This is a genomic window from Halostella salina, assembly GCF_003675855.1.
Lineage (GTDB): Archaea > Halobacteriota > Halobacteria > Halobacteriales > Natronoarchaeaceae > Halostella > Halostella salina.
On record NZ_RCIH01000006.1, the window covers coordinates 52,787 to 70,313 of the forward strand.

Below are 17,527 nucleotides of genomic sequence, written 5' to 3' on the forward strand. Positions count from 1 at the left end.
GTATGAACAAGGAGCAAGCGAAACGCGGGGACGACGCGGACGGGGCTCCCGGCGACGGGGGCAAGGATCCCGACCTGCGCAGCGCCGAGGTCACCGAGGGCACCGAACACGCGCCCCACCGCGCCATGTTCCGCGCGATGGGGTACGACGACGCGGACCTGTCGTCGCCGATGGTCGGCGTCGCCAACCCCGCCGCCGACATCACGCCGTGTAACGTCCACCTCGATGACCTCGCCGAAGCCGCCTACGACGGCGTCGACGAGGCCGAGGGGATGCCCATCGAGTTCGGCACGATCACTATCTCCGACGCCATCTCGATGGGAACCGAGGGGATGAAGGCGTCGCTGATCTCGCGTGAGGTCATCGCGGACAGCGTCGAACTCGTCGCCTTCGGCGAGCGCATGGACGGGCTAGTCACGATCGGCGGCTGCGACAAGAACATGCCCGGGATGATGATGGCCGCCATCCGGACGGACCTGCCGTCCGTGTTCCTCTACGGCGGCTCGATCATGCCCGGCGAGCACAACGGGCGCGAGGTCACCATCCAGAACGTGTTCGAGGGCGTCGGGGCCGTCGCCGAGGGCGAGATGTCCGAGGACGAACTCGACGACCTCGAACGCAACGCCTGCCCCGGAGCCGGCTCCTGCGGCGGGATGTTCACCGCGAACACCATGTCCTCCATCGCTGAGGCGCTGGGCTTCTCGCCGCTCGGTGCAGCGTCGCCGCCCGCCGAGGCCGACTCCCGTTACGAGGAGGCCGAGCGCGCCGGCGAACTCGCCGTGCAGGTCGTGCAGGACCGGCACCGGCCGTCCGATTTCCTCTCGAAGGCGTCCTTCGAGAACGCCATCGCGCTGCAGGTCGCTATCGGCGGCTCGACCAATGCGGTCCTCCATCTGTTGGCGATGGCCGCCGAGGCCGGCGTCGACCTGGATATCGAGGATTTCAACCGCATCAGCGAGCGGACGCCCAAGATCGCCGACCTCCAGCCCGGCGGCGAGCGCGTGATGAAGGACCTCCACGACGTGGGCGGCGTCCCGGTCGTCCTCCGGGAGCTCCACGACGCCGGCCTGCTCCACGGCGACGCGCTGACGGTCACCGGCGACACGCTCGCCGAGGCCATCGAGCAGCGGGACCCGCCCGCGGTCGCCGACCTCGACGCCGACTTCCTGCACACCGTCGACGACCCCATCCACGAGCGCGGGGCCATCCGCATCCTGACGGGCAACCTCGCGCCCGGCGGCGCGGTCATCAAGATCACCGGCGAGGACCACCTCCACCACGAGGGCCCCGTCCGGGTGTTCGAGGACGAGGAGAACGCGATGAAGTACGTGCAGGAGGGCAACGTCGAGTCGGGCGACGCCATCGCCATCCGCAACGAGGGGCCACGCGGCGGGCCTGGGATGCGCGAGATGCTCGGCGTCACCTCCGCCGTCGCCGGCCAGGGCCACGCCGACGACGTGGCGCTGCTCACCGACGGCCGGTTCTCGGGCGCGACCCGCGGGTTCTCCATCGGCCACGTCGCCCCCGAAGCCGCCGCCGGCGGCCCCATCGCGGCGCTTGAGGACGGCGACCGGATCACAATCGACATCGACGACCTCGAACTCTCGGTGGACCTCTCCGACGATGAGATCGAGGCACGGCTCGATGGCTACGACCACGAACCGACCTACGAGAGCGGCGTGCTGGCGAAATACGGGGCGGCGTTCGACTCCGCCGCCAACGGCGCGGTGACCAACCCCGCCGCGAAGCGGGAGTAAGCTGCTCACGGGCGCTCTCCCCCTGTTTTCCACGACCCGCCGTAGTTTAGCGGAGAAGAGTACTTACAAGAGCGCGGCGGTGGCACTGTCGGGTATGGAACGGCAGGAGACGCTCCAGCAGATGCAGGACAGCGGCGTCGTCGCGGTCATGCGCGGCGCGGACGCGGACGCGGTCGTCGACATCGCCCACGCGCTCCGTGAGGGCGGCGTCACGGCGCTCGAACTGACCGCCGACACGCCCGGTGTGATGGGCCTCATCGAGGACGTGGTCGACGCGCTCGACGACACCGAGGTCGTGGTCGGTGCGGGTACCGTCCTCGATTCGGAGACTGCGCGGGCCGCCAGCCTCGCCGGCGCGGAGTTCGTCGTCTCGCCGAGCTTTCACGAGGACGTGGTCGAGACGTGCAACCGCTACGGCGTCCCCGTCGCACCCGGCGTCGCCACCCCGACCGAGGCCATCGAGGCGTACCAGGCCGGCGCGGACATGGTGAAGCTGTTCCCCGCCTCGGATCTCGGCCCGGGCTACCTCTCCAGCATCAAGGGACCCCTCGGGCAGGTGCCGATCATGCCGACCGGCGGCGTCGGCCCGGACAACGCCGGCGAGTTCATCGAGGCCGGTGCCGAATGCGTCGGCGCGGGCGGCGCACTGGTCGACCACGACGCCGTCGAACGCGGCGACTTCGAGACCATCACCGAGAACGCTCGGGCGATGGTCGAGGCCGTCGAGAACGCCCGGTAAGCGTCGCGGCCGTCCGGTTCAAATACTTTAGGCGCTACAGGAATGCCCGTCGGTCGACTACCACGATCCGTTGTGAACGAGTTCCCCTGCCCGGAGTGTGCCGACGGCGTCGGCGACCGGATCTCCCGGGAGCGAACCGCCGACGGCATAAAGACGCTGTTCAGATGCGCGAACTGTGACCACTCCTGGGAAGTGATATTCTAACCGGGTTCGGTTCGTGGATCCGGCACTCTGAAATATCGGAACTCCGTTCATCGGGACGATGTTCACGATCAGTGCCGCGAAACGGCTCTTCGCCCTCACGGCGGTCCTGTTCCCGTTCGACGTGTTCTGGTACGGGAACGGGATCGGGTGGGGAGCACACTCGGCCTTCGGGCGGTACGTCGACACCGTCCTCGGGTCGCAGTTCCTGCTGCCACAGGAGCTGTTCGAACTGCGGGACGGGTTCGGAACCGTGGGCCGGATCGCCATGTACGCGTGGCTCGTCGCGTCCGCAGTCGCGTTGCTCGCGACTCTGTATCTCCTCGTGACGTGGGTCGTCGACTCGCCGCTGCCCGAACGGCGCAGCGACCGCGCGGTCGGCGCGGCGTTTCTCGCCGCCGGCGGACTGTTCCTGCTCAGCCGGCTGCTGGTGTACGGTAACATCCTTATCGGCTCGTCAGGGGGACTGAACTGGTACTCCGTCCCGGTCGGCGCGGTGTACATGCTGTTCGTCGGCCTCGTGTTCTACCGCGACCTGTTCCAGTTCGGCATGGACACCGGCGGCGACTCGACGGCGTCGGCGAACGGGGGATAGGCGTCCCGGGAGTCTCAGATGGTCGAGACTACCGAGAATGGAAAGCGATTGAATTTCGAGTGGGACCGCCGTGATTCGAACACGGGTCCAACGCACCCCATGCGCAGAGGATACCACTACCCCACGGTCCCGCGAGTGAAGCGAGGACCGTCGTACAATTAAGCGCTTCGTTTCAACCCCGCCACCGGAGGGCGGTCGCCGCCCAGGTGTACCCCGTGCCGGCGGCGACGAAACAGACCACGTCGCCCGGCTCGATCCGGCCCCGCGAGCGGCCCTCGTCGAGCGCGAGCACCTGGTCGACGCTCTGGACGTGGCCGTAGTCGTCGAGGTAGTAGCCGTCGGTTTCGGGGTCCAGCCCCATCTCCTCGAAGTAGTAGTCGTGGAACGAGCGCTTGACGTGGGTGAGCGCGACGAAGTCCACGTCGTCCCGGTCGAGTCCCGACCGCTCCAGGGCCTCGTCGGTCACGTCGAGGAAGTTCGGGAGCGAGACGGGCGCGAGGCGCTCTTTCATCCCGTCGGGGTCGGGCACGTCGAGCGAATGCTCGCCCGCGGCGACGGTGTCCTCGCTCGTTGGGTTGCGGGTGCCGCCCGCCGGCATCACCACGTCGCGGGAGAAGGAGCCGTCGGTGACGGCACCGCTGCCGAGCACCGCTGCCCGCGAGCGGTCGCCCGCGTCGCGCTCGACGACCATCGCCGACGCGCCGCTGCCGAAGTTGAACATGAACGACGAGTCCACGTTGGCGTAGTCGACGAGGTCCTCCTCGCGGCTGGCGGCGACAAGCAGCGCCGCGTCGATATCCCCGGCGAGCAACTGGGCGCGGACCTGCCGGAGCGCCACGGGCGCGCCGGCACAGAGCGTGTAGCTCTCGGTCGCGTACGCCGACTCTGCCCCGAGTCGCTCGGCGATGTCTGCGGCGGCGCTCCAGACGACGAAGTCCTTGAACTCGCTGCCGTGGTACAGCACCAGGTCCAGATCCGCGGCGTCGCGGTCCGCGTCGGCGAGCGCGTCCTCGGCGGCGGCGACGCACATATCGGTCGGGTGGTCATCGTCGGGTGGACAGACGCGCTTCTCGCGGACGCCCATCTTCTCGACGACGACTTCCTCGGGGATACCGCTGCGTTCAGCAATTTCCGGGCCGGTGATGCGCTCGTCCGGGACGTAGCGGCCGTAGCCAGTGAGGGAGACGGTCACTTCCGCCACCCCCGGATCCGGGCGCGAACGCGGTCGGGCAGGCGGTCCGCGACGTGGCCGCCGAGGCGGTCCCGGAGCGTGCCGAGGATGCCGCGGGGCACGTAGAGGACGAAGAGGATGAACACGATGCCCAGATACAGGTCCGCGCGGCCGTCGACGAAGACGTTGATCAGTTCGGCGACGCTGACCCCGCCGACTTCGGTCGCAAGGGTTCCTTCCCCGAGCGCGTCCCGGAGGTACCGGGCGATCCCGTCGCTCTCGGTGGTCAGAACCCCCTCGACCGAGGCCGTGAACAGGTAGCCGTACAGCGGCCCGGCGAGCGTGCCGAGGCCGCCGACGATGGAGGCGAGCAGGGCGTCGGCGGTGACGAACAGGTCGAACGTGTTCACCGGCGCGACCGAGCGGCGGTAGCCGGCAAACAGCGCGCCGGCGACCCCCGCGAAGAAGCCGCTGATCGCGAACGCGACCAGCTTGAACTTGTACACGTCGTAGCCGACCGCCCGGGCGCGCTCCTCGTTCTCGCGGACGGCGATCATCACCCGGCCAAAGGGCGAGTGGATGATCCGCTGCATACAGAGGTACGACAGGAGCACCATCAGCCCCACGCCGTAGTAGGAGCCGGCCGCCGCGTCGAGTTCGACGCCGAGGCCGGGCACCGTGCCGAGGCTGTCCCGGACGAGCCGCCCGAGTTCGATCTGGAGCGCGTCGACGCCGGGGACGCCGACGGCGAAGGCGTCGACGCCGCCCCCGACGCTCGCGCCGTCACGCGGGTTGCCGCTCACGCGGTCCCAGTTCCGGATGAACACGTGGGCCACCTCAGCGAAGCCGAGCGTGATCATGGCGAAGTAGACGCCCGAGAGCCGGAACGACACCACGCCGACGGCCAGCGCGATGACGACGGCAACCACGCCGGCGAGCAGCAACAGCAGCATGAACGGCGTGTCCGCCCCCAGCAGCGGGAGCTTCTCCGTCGCCGCGAGCACGACGAGGTACGCGCCCGTGCCGTAGAACAGCGAGTGCCCGAAGGAGAGGTAGCCGGTGTAGCCGCTGATGAAGTCGAAGCTGATCGCAAAGAGGCCGACGTACAGCACCGTGACCATCACGTCGGCACCCGGGAGGATCACGTCGAACTCCCGCCCGAGCGGCGTCCGGACCAGCGTCGCGTACAGCACCGGGTACACCGCGAGGAACGCCACGACGGCGATGTGGACCCGGTGGTCGGCGATCAGCTGTCGGACGGACGCGTCGCCGATCGTGAGCCCGCCCGCGGCGTCCGCGTCCGCGGTCTCCCCGGGGGCCGCGGCGTCGGCTGCCTCCGTGCTTCCGCCGTCGGTCGCCTCCGCACCGCCATCGTCGGTGGCCGGCGGCTCCGCGCCGTCGGCCGGGTCGGTGGGGTCGCTAATGGCCGCCCACCTCCGCGACGCCGAACAGGCCCTGTGGTCTGACGATCAGCACGCCGACCAGCACGACGAACGACACCATCTCGGGGAGACCGGCGAAGGCGACGTGGTCGTTGACGAACAGCCACGTCGCGAACGCGTCGGTCAGGCCGACGATGCCCGCCGCGGCGACCGTGCCCCGGAACGAGCCGAGGCCGCCGATAATCACGACGACGAACGCGACGAGCAGCGTCTCGACGCCGAGCGGGACGCTCGCGCCGAACCGCGGGTCCCACATCAGCACGACGCCCGCGACGCCGGCCAGCCCCGCGCCGACGCCGAACACGACGGTGAAGGCCCGCCGCACGTCGACGCCGAGCGCGCGGGTCATCTCGGGGTCCTCGCTCCCGGCGCGGATGTACAGGCCGTACCGCGTCCGGGTGAGGAACGCCCAGATGGCCACGACCGCCAGCACCCCGAGCAGCCCCTCGAACAGGTAGAGGCCGCGCGTGGTGACCCCGGCGACGGTGTACCACTCCGCGAGGAAGTCCGGCGCGGTGCCGAAGGCGGCCTGCCAGTCGGTCCGGGGCTGGAGGCCGTACAGTTCGACCGCGATGCGGACGAGTTCGTCCAGCACGAGCACGACGCCGAACGTCAGCAGGATCTGGAACAGCGGCGCGCGGTCGTACAGCGGCCGGATCAGCGTCACCTCTATCGCGCCGCCGAGCAGCGTGAGCAGCGCGAACGTCGCGGCGATGGCGACGAAAAACAGCAACAGGCGGGTCGGCCCGCCCGTGCCGCCCGACACCAGCACGACCATGACCGCGCCGCCCAGATACGCGCCGAGCATCGTCAGCGACCCGTGGGCGAAGTTCAGCACGCCCATCAGCCCGAAGATGAGCGAGAGGCCGCTGGCGATCATGACGTACAGCGCCGACTTCGAGAACGCGCCGAGGAAGATCCCGGCGAGCGTCGACGGGTCGAGCAGGTCGACGAGCACGTCGACGACGGCGATCCCGCTCATGCTGAAAGGTACCTCCGTATCATCTCGTCGTCGCGGGACACCTCGTCCGAGTTCCCCGACTCAACCACCTCGCCGTGGTCGAGCAGGTAGAACCGGTCGGTCAGGTCCATCGCCAGCGGGAAGTTCTGCTCGACGAGCAGCAGCGTCACGTCGTCGGCGAGCGATTCGAGCGCGTCGACCACCTCCTCGACGATGAGCGGGGCGAGCCCCTCGCTCGGTTCGTCGACGAGCAGCAGGTCGTTGTCGCCAACCAGCGCCCGGGCGATGGCGACCATCTGCTGCTGGCCGCCGCTGAGGTCCCCGGCCTCGCGTTTCCGGTGGTCCCGGAGGTCGGGGAAGGCGTCGAGGGCCTCCTCGATGCGGGCCGCCGAGTCGGCGTCGGGCGGCGTCGCGACCCGGAGGTTCTCCTCCACGGTGAGGTGGCCGAACATCCGGCGCTCCTCGGGCACCCAGCCGACGCCGAGCCGGGCGATGTCGTGGGTTTCGACGCCCGTCACGTCCTCGCCGTCGATCCGCACGGTCCCCTCGCGGGGCGGCGTCAGCCCGAGCACCGAGCGCAGCGTCGTCGTCTTGCCGACGCCGTTGCGGCCGACCAGCGCGACGTTCTCGCCCGTCTCGACGGCCAGGTCGACGCCACGGAGGACGTGGCTCTCGCCGTAGTAGCTGTGGACGCCGTCGAGTTCGAGGGCGGGGGCGTCGCTCACGCCGCCTCACCTCCGCGCGCGCCGTCGTCAGCGTCGGCGTCGGCCTCGTCGGGGTCGTAGCCGCCGAGGTACGCTTCCTGTACCACGGGGTCCTCCCGGACCGCCTCCGGCTCGCCGTCGGCGATCAGTTCGCCCTGGTGGAGCACGGCGACGCGGTCGCTCACGTCCATCACCACGTCCATGTTGTGCTCGACCAGCAGGACGGCGTGGTCCGCCGCCACGTTCCGAATGAGGTCGACCAGCCGGTCGATGGCGTCGCTGGAGACGCCGGCGGTCGGCTCGTCCAGCAGCAACACGTCCGGGTCGCCGGCGAGCGCGACGGCGACTTCGAGGTGTCGCTTCTGCCCGTGCGAGAGGGTCTCGGCGACCGTGTCGGCCTCGTCGCCGAGCCCGACCCGGTCCAGTATCTCCCGGGCCTCGCGCTCGTACTCGTCGAACGCGCCGACGTTGCGCCAGAGCTTCCAGGCGTCGCGGCCGCCGTCGGCCTGGGCGGCGACGCGGACGTTCTCCAGCGCCGTCGCCGTCGGGAACACGTTCGTGATCTGGTACGACCGGTGGAGCCCGCGCAGCGCCATCTCGTGTGGCTCGTCGTCGGTCACGTCGACCCAGTCGCCCTCGCGGTACTCGACCGTGCCCGCGGTGGGTTCGAGCGTCCCCGTGAGCAGGTTGAAAAACGTCGTCTTCCCCGCCCCGTTCGGGCCGATGAGCGAGCAGAGTTCGTCCGCGCCGAGTTCGAAGTCGACGCCGTCGACGGCGGTCAGTCCGCCGAACCGTTTCGTCAGTCCGCTCGTTCGGAGCATTACAGGTCGCAGCTCATGCCGTCGGCGTCCGCCGGGATGGTCGTCTCGCTCGCTTCGACGGTGGCGACGGGGTCGCTGGGCATCACCGGCGACTCCCAGCTATCGGCCCACTCGTCGCTGGTCGGCACGGGGTCCGCGATGGTCATCGCCGACCGGGCCTGGTTGTTGTACTCCTGGTAGGTGTACGCGCCCTCGCCCTTCGGCGTGTCCTGGACGGTCATGCCGGTGAGCGCGTCGATCAGGTCGCCGGCCGCGGTCGACCCGCTCTCCTCGACGGCCTGGACCAGCGACGAGGCGGCCGTGAACTGGCCGGCGGTGAACAGGTCGGGGACGACGCCGTACGTGCTCGTGTACGAGTCGACGAAGGCGCTGTTGATCTCGTTGTCGTACTGGTTCCAGTGGTAGCGCGTCGTGAAGGGGCCGAGCTTCGCCTCCTGCAGGTCCTCGGCGGTGAAGTCCTCGCCGAACACGCGCTGGGCGACGCCGCCGAGCGCGGCGTTCGTGATCCGCGTGGCGAACCCGCCGAACATCCGGAAGTCGTACTCGCCGGAGAGGCCCGTCCCGAGGAACGCCGGGAGCGTCTGGACGGTGAATCCGCCGATGACCGCGTCGGCGTTTGCCTCCTGTGCGTTGTCGTACAGCCCCTCGAACTCGGAGTATCCCCGTGCGACGAACCGTTCGCCGACGATCTCGACGCCCTCGCTCTCCAGCACGTTGCGGTAGTTGTTCGCCACGGCCCGCCCGAAGCTGTAGTCGGCGGCCATGATGAACACCCGCTCCACGTCGGTCTCGTTGGCGACGTACCGGCCGCCGCTCCGGGCATCCATCGCGGTGTTCTCGTTGGCGCGGAACACCTGGCTGTTGCAGTAGTCGCTGCTGGACGTGATGTCGGCGGCCGCCGCCGGGCCGGCGATGAACGGCACGTCCGTGTTCGGGATGATGTTGTCGATCACCCGGCGGGCCGACGCCGACGAGGACGTGCCGACGAGCACGTCCACCTCCTGCTCCTGCACGAGGTCGGTCGCGATCGACTGCGTCTGGTCGGCCGACGCTTCCGTGTCCTCGATGAACAGCTCGTAGTCGTAGTTCTCGCCCTCGACCGTCTGCTCGCCCGCGGAACTCACGTCGAGCGGGTCCTGGTCGTGCTTGTACGCCAGCCCGGACAGGAACCCCCAGACGCTCTGCAGGCCGTAGTATTCGAGCGGCCCGGACAGCGGCTGCATCATGCCGACCCGGACCGTCCCGCCGTCGCTTCCGCCCTCTTCCGAGAGACAGCCGGCCGCACCGGCCAGCCCCAGTGCCCCTGCGCTTTTCAGCACCGATCGCCTGTTGACCCGTGTCATTGTACACCAATGATCGCCACGGTCCCGCAAAGTCACCCGTGTTGATATACCAACCTCGCCGTCGGAGACCGCAGACCGACCCGCCTGCGCTCACTCGTAGGTCAGCGTCATCCCGCCGTCGAACAGCAGGTCGCCGCCGTTCAGATGGTCGGCGAGCCGGGAGAAGCCGAGCAGAAAGAGGTTGCCCACGTCGACCGGGTCCATCATCTCTTTCGTCCGGGACTGGCCGAGCATCACGTCCTCGACCACCTCGCGTTCGCTGATCCCGCGCTGTTCGGCCGTGTCGGGGATCTGGTCGGTGACCAGCGGCGTCTTCACGTACCCCGTGCTGACCGAGAACGAGCGCACGTCGCCGTCACCCTCGGCCGCGATCGACTGTGTCAGCCCCCGGATGCCGAACTTGGCGACGTTGTACGCCACCTTGTCGCTCGTCACGTAGTGGCCGTGCACCGAAGCCATGTTACCGATACAGCCGCCCGTCTCCCGCATGTGAGGCATGCAGCGCTTGGCGAGATACGTCGGCGCGCGCACCATCACGTCCTGAATGGCGTCGTACCGCTCCATCGGGAACTCGTCGATCGGGTCGACGTGCTGGAGGCCGGCGACGTTGGCGAGGAACCGAAGCTGTCCGCGCTCGGCGGCCGCCTCGACCAGCGCATCCATTTCCTCGTCGATCCGGAGGTCGGCAGTCACCGTCTCGACCGGCCCCTCGGCGTCGAGTTCGGCCGCGCGAGCGGCCGTCTCGGCCAGTCCGTCCCCGTCCACGTCGGTCGCGACGACGGTGAGTCCGTTCACCGCGGCGACGAGCGCGACCGCGCGACCGATACCCGACGCCGCGCCCGTGACGAGACAGACGCTCTCGGCCGTGAACCGCTCGTCGTCGACCGTGTGAACGTCGCTGCGCTCGACCGCCGGCGGCGTGGGGGCCTCTGACATGCTACTCGCTACGGCGGCGACCACAAACAAGGGGGGAGTTGATATACGAACCGTCAGTCGAACAGCGGGGCCGGCCCCTCGGGCGTCGACGCGGCTCCCTCGAACGTCACGGTCTCGCCGATCTCCGCCTCGTCGCCGAGCCGGGCCGTGACCCGGCCGCCGTCGAACGCCACCATCGCCACGTGGTACGGCGCGTCGAACCCTTCGGGCGCGACCTCGATCCGCGTGACGGAGTACACTTCGCCCGTCTCCGGGAGGTGGACCGTGTCGAGCGCCCGGGAGCCACAGCGGACGCAGGCCGCCTTCGGCGCGCCGGTGACGTGGCCGCAGTCGCGGCACTCCTGGCCGAGCAGGACGCCGTCGTCGAGCGCCTCGCGCCACCCGGACGTGGTCAGCCTGCCGGCCTCGGCGTACTCGTCGACGCTCATCGCGCCACCCCCGAGCCGGCGTCGGTCGACTCCAACACGCTCACGACGGTCGTCGCCGCGTCGCCGCCGAGGTTGTGCGCCAGCCCGACCCCGGCGTCCTCGACCGAACGCTCGCCCGCGTCGCCGCGGAGCTGTTCGGTCAGTTCGACGATCTGGGCCGCGCCCGTCGCGCCGATGGGGTGGCCCTTCGCCTTCAGACCGCCGCTCGGATTCACGGGTATCTCGCCGCCCAGCGCTGTGCGGCCCTCCGCCGCGGCCGCCCCGCCCTCGCCGTCCGCGACGAGGCCGAGCGCTTCCGTCGCCAGCACCTCCGCGCCGGTGAAACAGTCGTGGACCTCCGCGAAGTCCACGTCGTCGGCGGTGATCCCGGCGGCGTCGTACGCCTCGCTCGCGGCGTCGCGGGCGGCCTGCGTGGTCGAGGGGTGGGCCTTGTCCGCGAGCGGCACCACGTCGGTCGCGTGCCCGACGCCCGCCACGCGGACCGGGTCGCCCGACAGGTCCGCAGCGACGTCCTCGCTGGCGACGACCACGGCCGCCGCGCCGTCCGAGAACGGGCAGCAGTCGTGCAGCCGGAACGGGTCCGCGACGACCGGGCCGTCGAGTACCTCCTCGGTCGTCGTCTCCTTGCCGAAGTGCGCGCGGTCGTTGAGGCTGCCGTGGTAGTGGTTCTTGACGGCGACCTCGGCGAGCTGTTCGGCGGTCGTGCCGTGCTCGTGCATGTGGCGCTTGGTCAGCAGGGCGAACACGCCGGGGAACGTGAGACCGGTCGGGCGCTCGTACGCGCCGTGGGCGGCGCTGGCGAAGATGCGGGTCATCGCGCCGGTGCCCTTCCCCGTCTCCGGCGAGCAGCGCTCGACGCCGCCGACGAGCACCACGTCGTGCTGGCCTGCCTCGACCGCACGGACCGCGTTCTTGAACGCGTTCGATGAAGTGGCGCAGGCGTCCTCGAACCGCTGGCAGGGGATCCCCGCCAGCCCGACGTGCGAGGCGACCGTCGGCGCGAGGTGGCTGTCGCCCTCTATCTGTCCGCCCATCGCGTTGCCGAAGTACAGCGCCTCGACATCGTCGGGGCCGGCACCGGCGTCGTCCAGCGCCGGGAGCGCGGCCTCGGCGAACAGGTCGGGGAGCGTCGCGTCGTGGACGCCGAACGGCGTCATCCCGACGCCGACGACGTGTGCGTCGTGCATGATCGAAGGGAGGAATCCCAGCCCGAAAAGGAGTGAGGTTGATATCCGAACTCAGTTCAGGTCGCTCAGCGCCGCGACGACGCTCCGCACCACCTTCCGCTCGCCGCGCCGGAGGTTCTTCGAGACGGCGGTGTCGGACACGTCGAAGGCGTCCGCCAGGTCCTGCAGCGTCGCCTCCCGCGGTTCCTCGTAGTACCCCTCACGGGCCGCCGTCGTCATCGTCTCGCGCTCGACGGCCGAGAGGCTCCGGCAGCCGTCGAGCATCGTCATCGCCGGCTCGGCGTTCTCCAGCAGGTCGAACAGCTCCTCGGTGTCGAGCGAGTCGCGGGACTCGACGGTGAACTCGTTGTGCCGGTCCAGTTCCGAGAGCGTGTCGTCGGCGACGTCCTCCTCGTCGAAGCCCACTTCCCACGTCTCGCTTCCGTCCTCGATGTGGAACGGGCCGGTGATGTAGCCGCCGTTCTCCCGGATCACCTTCATCGCGTTCGTCTGGTCGATGACCGTCCGGATCACGGCCTGCTCGCCGCGCTTCGAGAACAGCGCACACTCCCGCATGTTGTCGTGGTTCTTGAGCGCCGTCAGCCCCTGCTCTAGCTCCTCGCGGCCGTCCCCTTCCACGGCGAGGCGCGTCTCCAGTTGCTTGGCTCGCTCGTCGAACTCCCAGTGAACCGCGGTGAACGACACCTCGTGGTCGTCCGTCGTGTCGATGAACGGACAGTCGTACTGTTCCATGTCCATCGCGACGTCTATCATACCACTCCGCTATGCGACGGGTCCTCAATTATCTTTCGTGTCTGAAGCCCCGAACTCCCGCTTCACTGCACTCCGGTCTATCTTCGAGGGCCCGCTCGTCGGCAACTCGTCGACGAACGCGACGCTCCGCGGGTGTTTGAACCCCGCGAGGCGGCCGTCGAGGAACTCGCGGAGGTCGTCGACCGTCAGCGGAGCGCCGTCCCCCTCGGCGTCCGCCGCCGGCTGGATCACCGCCTTGCCGACGGTCCCCCACCTTTCGTCCGGAACGCCGATCACGATGACTTCCTCGACTGCGGGGTGGTCCGCGATCGCGTCCTCGACCTCCGGCGGGTAGACGTTCTCGCCGCCGCTGGTGAACATGTTCTTCTTGCGGCCCTCGATGCGGTAGTAGCCGTCCGCGTCGACGCTCGCCAGGTCGCCGGTCGACACCCAGCGGTCGGCCGCCGGGTCGTCGGTCGGCCCGAACGTCGCCCGCGTCTCGGACTCGTCGCGCCAGTAGCGGTCGGCGGCGTGTGGCCCGGCGAGTTCGAGTTCGCCGATCTCGCCGTCGTCGACGGGATCACCGGCTTCGTCGACGATCCGCACGTCGGCGTGGGGGACCGGCTTGCCGATCGTGTCGGTTTTGTCCTCCGGCCAGCCGTCGGGCATCGCGAAGTTGTTCGGCCCGCACTCGGTGAGGCCGTACCCCTGCGAGAGGTCGACGCCGCGCTCGCGCCACGCCCGGATCGTCGCGTCGCGGCAGGGGCCGCCGCCGCTCTTGACGAACCGCAGGGTGGAGAGGTCCGTCCCCTCCCAGTCGTCGTGGGTCGCCATCGACCGCAGGACTGCGGGCACCGCGACGAACGCCGTCGCGCCCTCGCGCTCGATGGTCCGCAGCACGCGTCCGGGGTCGACCTCGCGGCTGATGACGACGGTGCCGCCCATGTGGAAGAACGGTATCGTCAGCACGTTCCAGCCGCCGGTGTGGAACATGGGGAACACCATCGGCGTCACGTCGTCCGGCCGCAGGCCCCACGCCGTGATCGTGTTGAACGAGTTCCAGCGCACCGCGCCGTGGGTGATCACCGTCTCCTTCGGCGTCCCGGTCGACCCGCCGGTGTGGAGGAACAGGCACGGGTCCGACAGCGACAGCTCCGGACCATCGAACGGCGCATCGTCGTCGGGCAGCGCGTCGGCATAGGTCGGTGCGTCGTCGAACGCCGCACCGTCAGCGGGACAGTCGCTGCCGTTGTCCGGCAGAACCACCGCGGGACACGACGGCGCGTCGCCATCGACCGCCTCGGCGACGGCGTCGACGAACGGCTCCTCGACGACAAGCAGCGACGGGTCGACGGTGTCGAGCAGTTCGCCCAGTTCCGGCGGCGCGAGGCGGTGCGAGAGCGGCGCGAGCACCCCGCCGGTCTTCCCGCCGGCGAAGAAGAGGTCGACGAGTTCGACGCGGTTGCGCGAGACGACGGCGACGCGGTCCCCCTTCCCGACGCCGCGGTCGGCCAGTAGTCGCGCCGCCCGGTTGGCCCGCGCGTCGAGGTCGGCGTACGTGTACGACTCGCCGGTCGTCGCGTCCTTCAGGCCGACCGTCTCCGGCGACAGCGTCGCGCGGCGCTCGCTCCACGCGCCGACCCAGTCGTACGGCCGCTCGCCGTGGTCGTGGACCATCAGTCGCCCTCCAGGAACGACCGGATCGCGTCGTTGACCGCGTCGGCCTGCTCGATGAAGAAGAGGTGCGGGCCGCCCTCGAACGCCTCCAGCCGGGCGTTCGGGATCCCCGCCGCGAGCAGTTCGCCGTTCCCGAACGGCAGCACGCGGTCCTCTGTGCCGTGGGCGACGAGCGTCGGGGCGTCGATCTCGCCCAGCCGGTCCGTGCTGTCGAACGCGCCGACGGCGGCCAGTTGTGCGTTCCGCCCGGCTTCCGTGGCGTCCTGCTGGAGCCGCCAGTCGACGATCCGCGTGAGCAGGTCGTCGTCCTCCGCCAACTCGTCGGTCATCGCTGGGCTCATGCGGTGCCGGATCGTCTCGCGCTCGTCGGCCCCCTCCGGCTCGGCGACCATCCGCGCCTGCACCTCCGGCGAGGCCTCGACGGCGTCGTCGCCGCCGGCCGAGGAACACAGCAGGACGAGGCGGTCGGTGCGGTCGTACTCGACGGCGTACTGCTGGGCGATCATCCCACCCATGCTCGCGCCGACGACGTGGGCCGAGTCCGCGCCGTGCTCGGCCAGCACGGCCTCCAGATCGCTTGCCATCTCGGCGATCGTGTACGGTCCCTCGGGCGCGTCAGACCGGCCCGTCCCGCGGTTGTCCCACACGACCGTCTCGTAGCGCTCGGCGAGCGCCTCGCGCTGCCAGCGCCACATCCACCGGCCGTACCCGAGGCCCTCGACCAGCACGACCGTTTCGGCGTCCGCCGGGCCGTCGACCTCGTAGTGCAGGTCGACCCCGTCGTTGGTAGCGATCGGCATACTCGTGGATCGGCCGGACGCCTAATCAAAGCGGCAGTTCGCATATCAACCACGCGTTTGAGGCCCGTCCTGTCCCTACTCAGTGCCGATGCCAGTTGCCGCACCCGGCGACACCGCGACCGCGACGCTCCCCGTGACCGAGGACCGGATCGACGCCTTCGCCTCGGTCACCGGCGACGAGAACCCGCTCCACCTCGACCCGGGCTACGCCGACGAGTCGATCTTCGACGGCCAGATCGCCCACGGCATGCTGTCGGCGGGCGCGATCTCCAGTGCCCTGGCGGACCTCCCGGGCGACATCGTCTACGTTTCGCAGGACCTCTCGTTCGAGCAGCCGGTCCGCCCCGGGCAGACCGTCGAGGCGACCGCCACCGTCGCGGCCCGCGACGACGACCGCCTGGAGGTCGAGACGACCGCCGAGACCGACGAGGGACCGGTCGTCACCGGCACCGCGACGGTGCTGTCGCTCCCGCACGGCGCACAGCAGGGGTCGGACTGACGGCCGCAAGAGCCGCCCCGACGCGCGAGCGACGGGCTACACGAGCACGCGCTCCAACTCGACGACCGTCCCCGACTCCGCGTCCGGGTCGCCCACGGTCCGCCCCAGACAGACCGCCGTCCCGTTCGGCACGAAGCAGGCGACCAGCGCGCCGTCCTCGCGGGCGGCATCGTCGGCGTCGATCACGCCCGGCGCGTACACCGGCGCGCCCTGCGCGACCTGCTCCGCGGCGCTGGGCGCTATCGTCACCGCCGGCAGGTGGTCGAGCGCGCGCTCCGCGGGATCGACGACCTCGCGGAGCGGCCCCGCGTCGCCGTCCCCGGTCCAGAACGACAGCGCGTCCTCCAGGTCGTGCAGGGTGACGAGGTCCCGGTCGTCGAACGGGGTCGTCGCCGTCCGGCGGAGGTGGCCCATGTGCGCGCCCGTCCCGAGCGCCAGCCCGAGGTCGTGACAGAGCTTCCGGACGTACGTCCCGCTCTCGCAGTCGATCCGCAGGAGCGCCTGCCGGTCGCCGGCCTCCAGCACGTCCAGTTCGTACACCTCGCGGACGCGCAGGTCGCGGACGACGGCGCTCTTGCGCGGCGGCTTCTGGTAGATCGGCCCCTCGAATTCGCTCGCGACGGCGGCCACGTCGTCGGGCACCGCGTCGTGACACTCCAGCACCGCGACGTACTCCTTCGACCCCTCGAGAAACACCTGCGCGAGCCGCGTCGCGTCGCCGAGCATCGTCGGCAGACAGCCGGTCACCTTCGGGTCGAGCGTCCCCGCGTGGGCGGCCCTGTCGACCGCCTCGTCGCCGACGCGGTCGGCGACCAGGTCCCGGACCCAGGCGCTCACCTGGTGGGCCGACGGGCCGGCCGGCTTGTCGAGGTTGACGACGCCAAAGGCGAGCAGTTCGGCGGGCGAGCGCTCCTCGGGGGCGGGACGGAGCGTCATCAGAAGTCGTAGCTGACGCCGGTGACCGGGTACTTGCCCTCGTCACCCGACGGTTCGTACGCCTCGACGGCGTTCGACAGGACCTCGAACGCCGGGTCCTCGCCCCAGCGGGCGGTGTTCAGCGACACGTCGTAGATAGAGAGGTCGGCGATGTCGATATCGTAGTACGCCAGGTAGCGCTGGGCCTCGCTCTCCTCGCGGACTTCGGTCTCCTCGCGGGCCTCGGCGACAGGCTTGTTCTCGCGGTCGGCGATGCGCTCGGCGCGGACGGCAAGCGGCGCGTCGAGCCAGAACCGGAGGTCGGCCTCGTCGGCCGCCAGCCAGCCGGCGAGCCGGGATTCGAGCACCACGTCGTCGCGCTCGACGGCGGTCTCGCGCAGCCGTCGGTCGAGGTCGCGGTCGATCTGGCCGTCGTCCTCCGCGAGGTCGTTGAACTCCGCGAGCGAGAGGCCGCGCTCGTCGGCCAGCGACCGGAAGATGTCGCCGCCGGAGACGTGTTCGAGCCCGAACCGCTCCGCGAGTCGCGCCGCGTTCGTACTCTTTCCGCTCCCGGGTGGACCGGAGACGGTCAGTAACATACCCTACCTCGACGGTAGAT

General features: G+C 70.1%; 19 protein-coding genes and 1 tRNA gene. 5 read left to right on the forward strand and 15 right to left on the reverse strand.

All coding sequences use genetic code 11. The features are described from left to right. Positions 1–2 precede the first annotated feature (2 nt). The 4 genes from ilvD (at position 3) to D8896_RS12460 (ending at position 3,292) form a co-directional block, all read left to right on the forward strand. Positions 3–1,757 carry a dihydroxy-acid dehydratase gene (gene ilvD, locus D8896_RS12450; RefSeq protein ID WP_121822434.1) on the forward strand — a complete coding sequence of 585 codons (1,755 nt, stop codon included), beginning with the start codon at positions 3–5 and terminating at the stop codon, positions 1,755–1,757. A 94-nt stretch (positions 1,758–1,851) separates the two neighbouring features. Beyond that, positions 1,852–2,496 (forward strand): bifunctional 4-hydroxy-2-oxoglutarate aldolase/2-dehydro-3-deoxy-phosphogluconate aldolase, encoded by a 645-nt coding sequence (locus D8896_RS12455; protein WP_121822435.1) that lies wholly within the window; start codon positions 1,852–1,854, stop codon positions 2,494–2,496. Between the two features lie 72 nt (positions 2,497–2,568). Beyond that, a complete protein-coding gene (locus tag D8896_RS19995; RefSeq protein ID WP_259372646.1) occupies positions 2,569–2,700 on the forward strand; it encodes a hypothetical protein in 132 nt (43 codons plus the stop codon). Positions 2,701–2,758: 58 nt separating this feature from the next. Beyond that, entirely contained in the window at positions 2,759–3,292 is a 534-nt protein-coding gene (locus D8896_RS12460; protein WP_121822436.1) for a hypothetical protein, read from the forward strand. Positions 3,293–3,352: 60 nt separating this feature from the next. Here D8896_RS12460 and D8896_RS12465 read toward each other — a convergent pair. From D8896_RS12465 to D8896_RS12525, 13 genes are all read right to left on the reverse strand, one after another. Continuing rightward, positions 3,353–3,423: transfer RNA gene (locus tag D8896_RS12465), tRNA-Pro, on the reverse strand. A 41-nt stretch (positions 3,424–3,464) separates the two neighbouring features. Beyond that, a complete protein-coding gene (locus D8896_RS12470; protein ID WP_121822437.1) occupies positions 3,465–4,484 on the reverse strand; it encodes a 3-oxoacyl-ACP synthase in 1,020 nt (339 codons plus the stop codon). After that, entirely contained in the window at positions 4,481–5,680 is a 1,200-nt protein-coding gene (locus D8896_RS12475; protein ID WP_375137062.1) for a branched-chain amino acid ABC transporter permease, read from the reverse strand. Before D8896_RS12475 ends, D8896_RS12470 begins: the two co-directional genes overlap by 4 nt. 202 nt (positions 5,681–5,882) lie before the next feature. Continuing rightward, the gene (locus D8896_RS12480; protein WP_121822439.1) at positions 5,883–6,887 is read right to left on the reverse strand and encodes a branched-chain amino acid ABC transporter permease; all 1,005 of its coding nucleotides are present in this window, start codon (positions 6,885–6,887) and stop codon (positions 5,883–5,885) included. Continuing rightward, entirely contained in the window at positions 6,884–7,591 is a 708-nt protein-coding gene (locus tag D8896_RS12485) for an ABC transporter ATP-binding protein (RefSeq protein WP_121822440.1), read from the reverse strand. Before D8896_RS12485 ends, D8896_RS12480 begins: the two co-directional genes overlap by 4 nt. Next, positions 7,588–8,391, reverse strand: coding sequence for an ABC transporter ATP-binding protein (locus D8896_RS12490; protein WP_121822441.1), 804 nt, complete (start codon positions 8,389–8,391; stop codon positions 7,588–7,590). Before D8896_RS12490 ends, D8896_RS12485 begins: the two co-directional genes overlap by 4 nt. After that, entirely contained in the window at positions 8,391–9,734 is a 1,344-nt protein-coding gene (locus D8896_RS12495; protein WP_121822442.1) for an ABC transporter substrate-binding protein, read from the reverse strand. Before D8896_RS12495 ends, D8896_RS12490 begins: the two co-directional genes overlap by 1 nt. A 90-nt stretch (positions 9,735–9,824) precedes the next feature. Continuing rightward, positions 9,825–10,670, reverse strand: coding sequence for an SDR family oxidoreductase (locus tag D8896_RS12500; protein ID WP_121822443.1), 846 nt, complete (start codon positions 10,668–10,670; stop codon positions 9,825–9,827). 53 nt (positions 10,671–10,723) lie between these two features. Beyond that, entirely contained in the window at positions 10,724–11,098 is a 375-nt protein-coding gene (locus D8896_RS12505) for a Zn-ribbon domain-containing OB-fold protein (protein WP_121822444.1), read from the reverse strand. Next, positions 11,095–12,285 carry a thiolase domain-containing protein gene (locus D8896_RS12510; RefSeq protein ID WP_121822445.1) on the reverse strand — a complete coding sequence of 397 codons (1,191 nt, stop codon included), beginning with the start codon at positions 12,283–12,285 and terminating at the stop codon, positions 11,095–11,097. Before D8896_RS12510 ends, D8896_RS12505 begins: the two co-directional genes overlap by 4 nt. Before the next feature lie 51 nt (positions 12,286–12,336). Continuing rightward, positions 12,337–13,038 carry a helix-turn-helix domain-containing protein gene (locus D8896_RS12515; protein WP_121822446.1) on the reverse strand — a complete coding sequence of 234 codons (702 nt, stop codon included), beginning with the start codon at positions 13,036–13,038 and terminating at the stop codon, positions 12,337–12,339. A gap of 24 nt (positions 13,039–13,062) precedes the next feature. Continuing rightward, a complete protein-coding gene (locus D8896_RS12520) occupies positions 13,063–14,694 on the reverse strand; it encodes an AMP-binding protein (protein WP_121822447.1) in 1,632 nt (543 codons plus the stop codon). Continuing rightward, a complete protein-coding gene (locus D8896_RS12525; protein WP_121822448.1) occupies positions 14,694–15,494 on the reverse strand; it encodes an alpha/beta fold hydrolase in 801 nt (266 codons plus the stop codon). Before D8896_RS12525 ends, D8896_RS12520 begins: the two co-directional genes overlap by 1 nt. Before the next feature lie 88 nt (positions 15,495–15,582). On the opposite strand from D8896_RS12525, the gene D8896_RS12530 reads away from it, so the two are divergent. Then, positions 15,583–15,993 (forward strand): MaoC family dehydratase, encoded by a 411-nt coding sequence (locus D8896_RS12530; protein ID WP_121822449.1) that lies wholly within the window; start codon positions 15,583–15,585, stop codon positions 15,991–15,993. Between the two features lie 36 nt (positions 15,994–16,029). Here the strand turns inward: D8896_RS12530 and D8896_RS12535 are convergent, their stop codons facing one another. After that, complete coding sequence (locus D8896_RS12535; protein ID WP_121822450.1) at positions 16,030–16,929, reverse strand: RNA-guided pseudouridylation complex pseudouridine synthase subunit Cbf5; 900 nt, start codon at positions 16,927–16,929, stop codon at positions 16,030–16,032. Beyond that, positions 16,929–17,507, reverse strand: a complete 579-nt coding sequence (gene cmk, locus D8896_RS12540; RefSeq protein WP_121822451.1) for a (d)CMP kinase — start codon at positions 17,505–17,507, stop codon at positions 16,929–16,931. Before cmk ends, D8896_RS12535 begins: the two co-directional genes overlap by 1 nt. Positions 17,508–17,527 lie beyond the last annotated feature (20 nt).

What these genes read in the sequence shown, in the direction of transcription:
- D8896_RS12525 (WP_121822448.1), bottom strand. Translation starts at nt 15,494, where the DNA reads ATGCCGATCGCTACCAACGACGGGGTCGACCTGCACTACGAGGTCGAC.
- D8896_RS12500 (WP_121822443.1), bottom strand. Translation starts at nt 10,670, where the DNA reads ATGTCAGAGGCCCCCACGCCGCCGGCGGTCGAGCGCAGCGACGTTCAC.
- D8896_RS12505 (WP_121822444.1), bottom strand. Translation starts at nt 11,098, where the DNA reads ATGAGCGTCGACGAGTACGCCGAGGCCGGCAGGCTGACCACGTCCGGG.
- cmk (WP_121822451.1), bottom strand. Translation starts at nt 17,507, where the DNA reads ATGTTACTGACCGTCTCCGGTCCACCCGGGAGCGGAAAGAGTACGAAC.
- D8896_RS12460 (WP_121822436.1), top strand. Translation starts at nt 2,759, where the DNA reads ATGTTCACGATCAGTGCCGCGAAACGGCTCTTCGCCCTCACGGCGGTC.
- D8896_RS12530 (WP_121822449.1), top strand. Translation starts at nt 15,583, where the DNA reads ATGCCAGTTGCCGCACCCGGCGACACCGCGACCGCGACGCTCCCCGTG.
- ilvD (WP_121822434.1), top strand. Translation starts at nt 3, where the DNA reads ATGAACAAGGAGCAAGCGAAACGCGGGGACGACGCGGACGGGGCTCCC.
- D8896_RS12455 (WP_121822435.1), top strand. Translation starts at nt 1,852, where the DNA reads ATGGAACGGCAGGAGACGCTCCAGCAGATGCAGGACAGCGGCGTCGTC.
- D8896_RS12510 (WP_121822445.1), bottom strand. Translation starts at nt 12,285, where the DNA reads ATGCACGACGCACACGTCGTCGGCGTCGGGATGACGCCGTTCGGCGTC.
- D8896_RS12480 (WP_121822439.1), bottom strand. Translation starts at nt 6,887, where the DNA reads ATGAGCGGGATCGCCGTCGTCGACGTGCTCGTCGACCTGCTCGACCCG.
- D8896_RS12490 (WP_121822441.1), bottom strand. Translation starts at nt 8,391, where the DNA reads ATGCTCCGAACGAGCGGACTGACGAAACGGTTCGGCGGACTGACCGCC.
- D8896_RS12515 (WP_121822446.1), bottom strand. Translation starts at nt 13,038, where the DNA reads ATGATAGACGTCGCGATGGACATGGAACAGTACGACTGTCCGTTCATC.
- D8896_RS12535 (WP_121822450.1), bottom strand. Translation starts at nt 16,929, where the DNA reads ATGACGCTCCGTCCCGCCCCCGAGGAGCGCTCGCCCGCCGAACTGCTC.
- D8896_RS12495 (WP_121822442.1), bottom strand. Translation starts at nt 9,734, where the DNA reads ATGACACGGGTCAACAGGCGATCGGTGCTGAAAAGCGCAGGGGCACTG.
- D8896_RS12520 (WP_121822447.1), bottom strand. Translation starts at nt 14,694, where the DNA reads ATGGTCCACGACCACGGCGAGCGGCCGTACGACTGGGTCGGCGCGTGG.